We start from the raw sequence: 7,822 nt of genomic DNA on the forward strand, positions 1-7,822 counted from the left end.
AAGTGCAAGTGCGGTGCAATCTGTTTATGTTGTAGTGAAAGTACCGTCTTGATCAATCCAGCAATTCCTGCAGCAGCTTCTAAATGACCAATATTAGTTTTAACCGAGCCAATCCAACAGAGTTGGTCTGGCTGACGATTTTGCATTAGCACGGCTTTTAGAGATTTAACTTCAATTGGGTCTCCCAAAGAAGTGGCAGTGCCGTGAGCTTCAACATAGCTAATCTGCACTGGTGCTACGCCAGCATTTTCCAAGGCTTCACGGATAACCGCCTGTTGGGAAAGTCCATTGGGTGCTGTCAGTCCATTGCTCAGACCATCTTGGTTAACTGCTGAACCTTTGATAATTGCTTGAATATTGTCTTTATCCTGAAGTGCATCCTTTAGGCGCTTAAGAACCACCATGCCACAGCCCTCCCCTCTTACATAACCGTCAGCACTTGCGTCAAAGGTTTTACACCGACCATCAGCTGACATCATGTGTGCTTGAGAGAAAGTTATGCTCGGTTCAGGAGATAGAATCAAGTTTACTCCTCCAACTAAGCACAGATTGGACTCACCGCTCTGCAAACTTTGGCACGCGAAGTGGACTGCAACCAAGGAGGAAGAACAAGCAGTATCTATTGCAACGCTTGGCCCTCGTAAATCCAGCACATAAGATAGGCGATTAGCCGCAATAGAGAAAGCAGTACCTGTGCCGCTGTGCCCATTAATGCGAAGTATATTCTGATAGAGCAACCTGTGATAGTCAGCATTACATATGCCGATAAAAACTCCAGTCCTGCTACCTGCTAGCTTTGGCGGTACGATAGCGGCGTTTTCTAGAGCTTCCCAAGTCACCTCCAACAACAGTCTTTGCTGGGGATCCATCGGTTCTGCCTCACGAGGGGAAATGCCGAAGAAGCTTGGTTCAAATTGATCTACCAGCTCCAAGAAACCACCCCAACGGGTGTTCATTTTTTCTGGAGTAGCTGGCTTTGGGTCATACAAGGCGTCAATATCCCAGCGCTCTTTTGGTACTTCGGTAATGGCATCCACCCCGTTACGCAAGAGCTGCCAGAATGATTCTGGATTGTTAGCACCCGGAAAACGACAGCCAATACCAATAATTGCTATGGGTTCCATTTACTTCACGTATGATTACTAATGTGCCAGGCAATCAATTACGAGGGTTATCAATGCGGCGCATGGATATTCGCAATAGGTTAATAGTTCCAGTATGGAAACCAATCATACTAAAGCTAAGATATTTTTCATATTTGGCAACCGTGTCCTCCCCAACCAGTTTAACTGCTTCTTTCCGGTTCGCTTTTAGCCTTTTGAGCCAAACCTTGAGCGTGCGTTCGTAATCTTCGCGATTGTTTTTAAGTGCCACAATCTCGAAAATCCGTTCGCTCGCTTTGGCGATGTCTGCAATAGTAGGTAAATCTGTTTCAGGGAAAATTTCATCGCCTATGAACTTGCTCATGTCTTCTCTGCGACAATTACCATAGACAATTGTTTGAAGCGATATCCAGCTTCCTGGTTTCAGCCACTCGTGACAGCGCTGGAAAAATGTACGATAGCCCTCTAGTTTCTGAGATTGGGAAGACTCCGGTTTAGCAAAGTGCTCGAAGGCACCAATGGAAATAATTGCATCGTAAAGTTCTTTTGGAGAATGCTCTAACCAGCTCTCTAATTTAACTTCAATTTGTGGATGGTTGAACGATGCAATCCACTCTGCTTGTGCTAGGCTCAAGGTCAGACCAACAGCATACTCAACACCATGCATTTCCACTAGGCGCTTTAATGTGGAACCCCAACCGCAACCCACATCTAAAACTCGTTTGGCACCCTTTGCTCTAGCCCGCTCAATATGAAAGTCAATTTTTCTTAACTGCGCTAATTCGAGGTCATCGTTTTCTTGCCAAAGTGCAGACGAATAAGTGTTTGTGCTATCAAGCCAAATTCGATAAAAATCGTTACTCACATCATAATGATGCTGAATCGCCTCTGCCGATGCACCAGGATTTTGAGTTTTCACAGAATTCATACTGATATCCTTACTTTGACAAACTGATTAACCTGATTGTTGCTCATTTTCAAAACCCAGCATTAGGTGCAAACCGCCTCACGCTCACCCGTTAACCGCACGCTTATTGTCAAAAAATGCTGAGGAGGTATATGCCTCACCAATTTTGGAGAGTTTTTCCCAAGGCTTACACGTTTACTTTCAATTCCTCAGCTAAATGCCGCGCCAGAGCCTTAATAGTGGGGTAATCATAGAGTAAAGTAGGATCAATTTCACATCCAAGCCACTCCTCTAGGTCACCACTCAGACTTACTGCTGCTGAGGAATCTAGACCGTAGCGCTCGAAGGGAATCGTCACATCAATCTCATTTGAGTTAATTTCCAGTTGTTCTGCCAGATAGGAGACAAGCCAAACTTGAATTTTTGTTGCAGTCGGCGGCTGCTCTTGTGCTTCCTTTCTAGCATCGGCGTTGTTATTCTCAGAAATCGTAGGCATTTGGTTGACATCAATATTTTGTATTTCCATTGATCGTGCCTCTAGAGGTTTAAGTAAGACGTTTTTTAATACAGCGGCTTCCAGTTAAGCTAGACGATTTTTTTTGGCTTCTTTTTTCGCTTCTATCATGCCTAGGGTGGGAGACTTAACATCTGAGGCTAAACCAATCTTTTCAAGAACTCGAATTACCCAGTAACCGAGGTCAAATTGCCACCATTCGAGTCCGAACTTTGCTGAGTTTGGAAAAGCATGATGGTTGTTGTGCCACGCTTCGCCACCAGTGGGAATGGCTAGCCAGATATTATTTGTACTCCAATCGCCTGTATCAAAGGGGCGGGTACCAAAAATATGGGTGATTGAGTTAATGCTGTTCGTAGCCGTGTATGTGAAGAACAAGCGAACAAGACCACCCCACACGAATCCTGATAGAACACCCATCCAAGTTTTGGTCAAAACTCCGCCTAACAGAGCAGGTATGACAAGACCCAGAAGTACCGAAACGTAGTAAAGCTGGTTGACTTTGGAGATGACAGGATCTCGAAGCAAGTCTTTGGCAAATAGAAAAGTATTAGTGATTTCTTGGGTTAACGTCCAGCCAACGTGAGAATGCCATAAACCCTGGAGAAAACCTAGCTGTTCATCATCCTTGACATATGGAGAATGGCTATCCCCAGATTGATCGCTAAACTGGTGATGACGCCGATGAGTACTCACCCAAAAAATGATAGGACCTTGGCAAGCCATAGACCCCAAAATGGCAAGTGTAACTCTAACCCAAGTATGTGTCTTGAAGGTACAGTGCGAAAAATGCCGATGAAAACCCACAGTAATACCTATCATGGTCAAGACGTACATACAAATCAGCAGGCCTACTTCTATTCGACTAATTCCTGAACGCGAAGCTATGGCAATTGCTATTACCATTCCAATTAAAGGAATTAATACACTAGCAAAGGCATGAACCAGTTGTGCAGTTTTCAGGCGATCGCTTTTGATTGTTATTTTCTGCTTATGAGGTGAACTCACAAGAGCTTCATCTGTTTTTATGCTATCTAAATACATCTTCATTAATTTATTCTTATGGCTTTTGAGTATGAACAACCTTTAATTTTCTGGCATAGTTTTTATTGCTTGCGTTTCTTGCAGTTGTTGCAAGAAAGAATCAACTTGACTATCCAATTGCAAGAATTTCTTTTTGCTCTCAGGATTCTCACTCCAATCTTATACTACATCTAAACTTCCACTTATAAAAGCAGATCGACAAGCATGACGCTGAATTTTATTACTGGAAGTTTTACAAATAGTGCCAGTCCGAATCAATACCGCAGCATAAACCTGTAGACCATGATGCGTCGCTACGCAGTGACGGATATTTCCAACTACCTCATTCACATCCAGTTTTCGCAGGTAAGAGTGCTCCACTTCTTGAACAACTACCAGTCGCTCTTCGCCCTTTACCTCTACCGTAAAGACTGCCCCGCAACCAGCCCGCAGTGCTAGATGACTCCTTTCTACCGTCAGTTCAATGTCTTGGGGATAATGGTTTTGCCCTCGGATGATAATCAAATCTTTGAGTCGCCCTGTGATGAATAACTCGCCATTGAGCAAAAATCCCAAGTCTCCCGTCCGCAGGAACGGTTCGGACTCTGTGTCTAGCAGTTGCGCTTGAAAGGTTTGCTTTGTTTGCTCTGGTCGATTCCAATAGCCTTGTGTTACACTCGCACCTGATACCCAAATTTCACCTATCTCATTGGATTTACAGCGAGTCATTGTTTCGGGATTAGCAATGACAACTTTCATGTCTTGCAAGGCTTGACCGCAACCAACCACTGTTTGGCTAGCGGAATCCTCCTTGCTAACTGTAACTATGCGATTTTGCTCTAGTGCTTCTTTTTGAACGGTTTGTAGGATTGGCCGGGCGCTTGCATAACCACCAGAAACAATAAGGGTCGTTTCTGCCATGCCGTAACACGGGTAGAATGCCTCGCAGCGGAAGCCACAAGGTGCAAAAGCTGCAACAAAACGCTCTATAGTTTCGGCACTGATCGGTTCGGCTCCGTTAAAAGCCACTTGCCAGCGACTGAGGTCGAGAGTCGCTCGCTGTTCGTCCGTAATTTTGTTTACGCATAACTCGTAAGCAAAGTTAGGTCCGCCGCTGGTAGTGCCTTTATAGAGTGAAATTGCCGATAGCCAGCGCAAAGGTTTTTTTAAGAATTTTTCCGGTGACATAAGTATGACTGGAAATCCACCATAAAGGGGCTGTAGCACATTCCCAATCAATCCCATGTCATGGAATAAGGGCAACCAGCCTACAACTATACTTTCTTGTGTATGCTGGAATGCTGTCTTAATCATTTCCTGGTTGTGCAGCAAATTAGCATGACTTACCATGACTCCTTTCGGTGTCCCTGTAGAACCAGAGGTGTACTGGAGAAATGCCAAAGCGTCGCTACTTATTTTTAAAGGCTGCCAAGAAAGTGCAAAGTTGTCAGTAAGATTTTCGGTAGTTACATAATACAAAGTTGCTAGTTCTGGTTCTTGTTTAAAACTGTGTTCAATATTGGTAAGAACAGATGTTGTTGTCAGGGCAAAACTAGCTTGGGCATCTTTGACAATCGCTTGCAGTCTTGCCATGCGCTGATTACGGCGTGGTGGATATACGGGAACAGCAGTAACACCTGCGTACAGACATCCGAAAAAAGCTTCAATGAATTCCAGTCCAGGCGGATATAAAAGCAACGCTCTTTCTCCAGTAGCTTTCATGCTCTGTAAGAAAGCAGCAAGCGATCTGGCTTTTTGATCTAATGCTTGATAAGTTAAGTTAACTTCTTGTGCTTCTCCATCAATTAAAAAAGTATATCCTACCTGGCTTTGTTGCTGTAGTGCTCTTTTGCGTAACAGGTCAACTAAAGTTGCTTCACCACGAGTTGGTACTGAAAATAAATTTTTGTCCATCAATGCTCCTACCTTGTTATAAGCAAGCATTAGTAAAATTTAAAATCTTTGTAGAAGCTTGAGTGAGTTTTTATCAACACCTTGAGTTTCGTGTAAGTAGGTGGGCGGGAAAATTTATAACTATGTAACGAAAGTTTAACCAGAATGATTAGATTCAAATTTTACACGTCGTGTACTGTAGTTACCTTTTTCGCCCCTAGCTTTAACGCCATCAATCACGGCGTAAGCGAGGTCTAACTCATCATCAAATATTTGCCCACATAGTTCATTTTTCTTCAGGTGTTGCTACTCCAATTCAATAGGGTTCATTTCGGAGCAATATTCGGGTAAAAAGAAGATGTACAAACCCATCTGTTCCCATTTTGACCATAGCTTTTGTACTTGTTTACATCGGTGTATAGGCCCGTTATCCTGCACAATTACCTTAGTACGTCCCGTTCTTTGGGCATCAGCCGCTTCTTGCTCCATTATTTGGATATAAGACTTGCAGTTAACGCCTCCGATCACCAAGCCATAAACAAAACTGATCAAAGGTTGAAGAAAACCGATAATGTTTAGTCTGCGACCACGGCATTTTGTTTGTTCCAAACGTTTTTGCTCACCTCTAAAGTAATAGGTGTAGCCTGATTCACTCCACAGACAAAACCCTGATTCATCTAGATACTTTAGGTCTATTTCTCCGGTAGCAGCAGCTAATTGCAACATATCTAAGTCTGCTTGCTTTTTTTCCCGTATTACAGGATTTTGTTTTCGTTTATGACTTTTTCTGGTTCGTTTCCAAATCACCCCCTTTTTTTGAGTACCCGTCTTAATCTGTCAGGACTCAGTTGAATTTGGCGATCGCTAAGAAGTTTTTGAGCTAATTGAAGACTATTGTATGTGCGTGGTTCTTTTTTAAGGCAAACGAATAATCTAGCTTAATAGTTAGAGTGTACTAAAATGTTATTTTACAGCTTGTCAGCATTATAATCAACTGTTGCTATAAAATATCCCACTTAGGGCTTAGGCAACGTTTTAGGGCGTTGCATAAATGCGGGGTGAATCAGTTAGTCCTCCCGGTTCGCTCTTTTTTTAGGAGTTAGGAAAATAAGTATACCGAAAGACATATTTCCAAAAATGAGTAAATCGGTATAGGTTCGGAATTATGGCAACTGAACGGAATGGCACTAAGATAAGCGTAAACCCGTGATATTACTGGCTTTTGGGTGTAGGGTGTAGGGTGTAGGGAAAGAGTGCGAATCGCGTTGGCTAAAAACTAAAATCCATAAGGATTTGGAGGATTAGGGGAAGAGCTAATCCCTCTTTTGTTACTACGGGGAAGGTATAATCAGAAAAAGAACTGAAAACAGTAAGAACTCTGATGGTTACGCCGCGTAGACAAGCAGTAAGCACAGTAGCATTCATAGATAACTACTGCCAGCACTATTGTTCAGTATTTGAGGATGTAAGACATTTTGAAGCATTCAAATTCTTACATTTGGGTATACTTTCAGAAATTAAGAGAAAAACTCTACCAGAAATAGCTAAAACAGTAGGGCTAAAAGATAGCCAAACACTACATCACTTTTTGAGAGATGCGCTGTGGAATGTCAAAAAAATAAGAGAAATTAGGCTGTGGTTGATCAAAATGTTTATTGGTGAAAGAGAAATAATTTTATGTATTGACGAAACCACGAGGAGCGATAGAACGAATAAACTCTTTTACCTTCGACCAACAATTTTCTATAGGCGAGAAGTCAGGGGAATAAGAAGAAAGAAAGTGTAAAGTAGCTCCTGCCTGTTCTAAAATAGGACGCAAAAAAGCTTCTTGATGGATGGAAGCATTGTCCATGACCACACAGGCTCCAGTCCAGAGGTTGGGTACTAGTCGCTGGGAAATAAATGCTTCAAAAGTTAAGCCATCTGTTGCTCCGACAAGTGCAATTGAAGCGACAACACCCCGCAATGCGATTGCACCGATAAGGGTGACATTCCGACCTCGTTGTTGAGGACGAGTCCCATAAGCTCTTTGTCCTGATAGCGCCCGTCCGAATTGGCGAGTCATTCCTAAATTCACTCCTGCTTCATCCACGAAGACCAAATCCTCCACAGGTAACATGGTCATTTGTTGTCGGTACTCTCTCCGTAAATTTTGAACCCGCTCTGTTTGCCTTTCACTGGCATGAAATGTTTTTTTTGCGAGTCAACCCCAAACGAGTCAATACACGACTAATAGTGGAGTTACTCACCTGAACCTGGGTCTGTTCATGTAGTTGTTCTCTCAACTCCGAATGGCACTAAGAAAAGCTCTAAGCCATGCAGGATAAGTGGTACAGATTTTAAAGCTATTGAACAGTGAAGGTCTTGGTATGGGACAGGCGA

Annotated in this window: 5 protein-coding genes and 3 pseudogenes; 1 reads left to right on the top strand and 7 read right to left on the bottom strand. The window is 43.0% G+C overall.

The genetic code is table 11. From position 1 onward, the window contains the following. The 6 genes and pseudogenes from V7K89_RS10615 to V7K89_RS10640 form a co-directional block, all read right to left on the bottom strand. Positions 1 to 1,124: type I polyketide synthase (locus tag V7K89_RS10615; RefSeq protein ID WP_335186901.1), on the bottom strand; the 1,124-nt coding region annotated here is incomplete at its 3' end. A gap of 34 nt (positions 1,125 to 1,158) precedes the next feature. Continuing rightward, positions 1,159 to 2,031: a cyclopropane-fatty-acyl-phospholipid synthase family protein gene (locus V7K89_RS10620; RefSeq protein ID WP_335186902.1), complete on the bottom strand. Its 873-nt coding sequence runs from the start codon at positions 2,029 to 2,031 to the stop codon at positions 1,159 to 1,161. Positions 2,032 to 2,197: 166 nt separating this feature from the next. Further along, on the bottom strand, positions 2,198 to 2,536 hold the full coding sequence (locus tag V7K89_RS10625; RefSeq protein WP_335186904.1) for an acyl carrier protein: 339 nt from the start codon (positions 2,534 to 2,536) through the stop codon (positions 2,198 to 2,200). A gap of 54 nt (positions 2,537 to 2,590) precedes the next feature. Beyond that, positions 2,591 to 3,574, bottom strand: coding sequence for an acyl-CoA desaturase (locus tag V7K89_RS10630; protein WP_335186906.1), 984 nt, complete (start codon positions 3,572 to 3,574; stop codon positions 2,591 to 2,593). Between the two features lie 156 nt (positions 3,575 to 3,730). Continuing rightward, positions 3,731 to 5,461: pseudogene (locus V7K89_RS10635) on the bottom strand (fatty acyl-AMP ligase); the annotation flags it as partial. A gap of 285 nt (positions 5,462 to 5,746) precedes the next feature. Beyond that, positions 5,747 to 6,372, bottom strand: a pseudogene (locus V7K89_RS10640) (IS630 family transposase); the annotation flags it as partial. A 449-nt stretch (positions 6,373 to 6,821) separates the two neighbouring features. Here V7K89_RS10640 and V7K89_RS10645 point away from each other — a divergent pair. Next, positions 6,822 to 7,226: a transposase gene (locus V7K89_RS10645; protein ID WP_335186908.1), complete on the top strand. Its 405-nt coding sequence runs from the start codon at positions 6,822 to 6,824 to the stop codon at positions 7,224 to 7,226. On the opposite strand, the pseudogene V7K89_RS10650 reads toward V7K89_RS10645, so the two are convergent. After that, positions 7,116 to 7,625 (bottom strand): annotated as a pseudogene (locus V7K89_RS10650) (IS630 family transposase); the annotation flags it as partial. The gene V7K89_RS10645 and the pseudogene V7K89_RS10650 sit on opposite strands and share 111 nt — an antisense overlap. Between the last annotated feature and the right edge of the window lie 197 nt (positions 7,626 to 7,822).

The organism is Nostoc sp. (assembly GCF_036917515.1).
In the GTDB taxonomy this organism is placed as follows: Bacteria; Cyanobacteriota; Cyanobacteriia; order Cyanobacteriales; family Nostocaceae; genus Nostoc.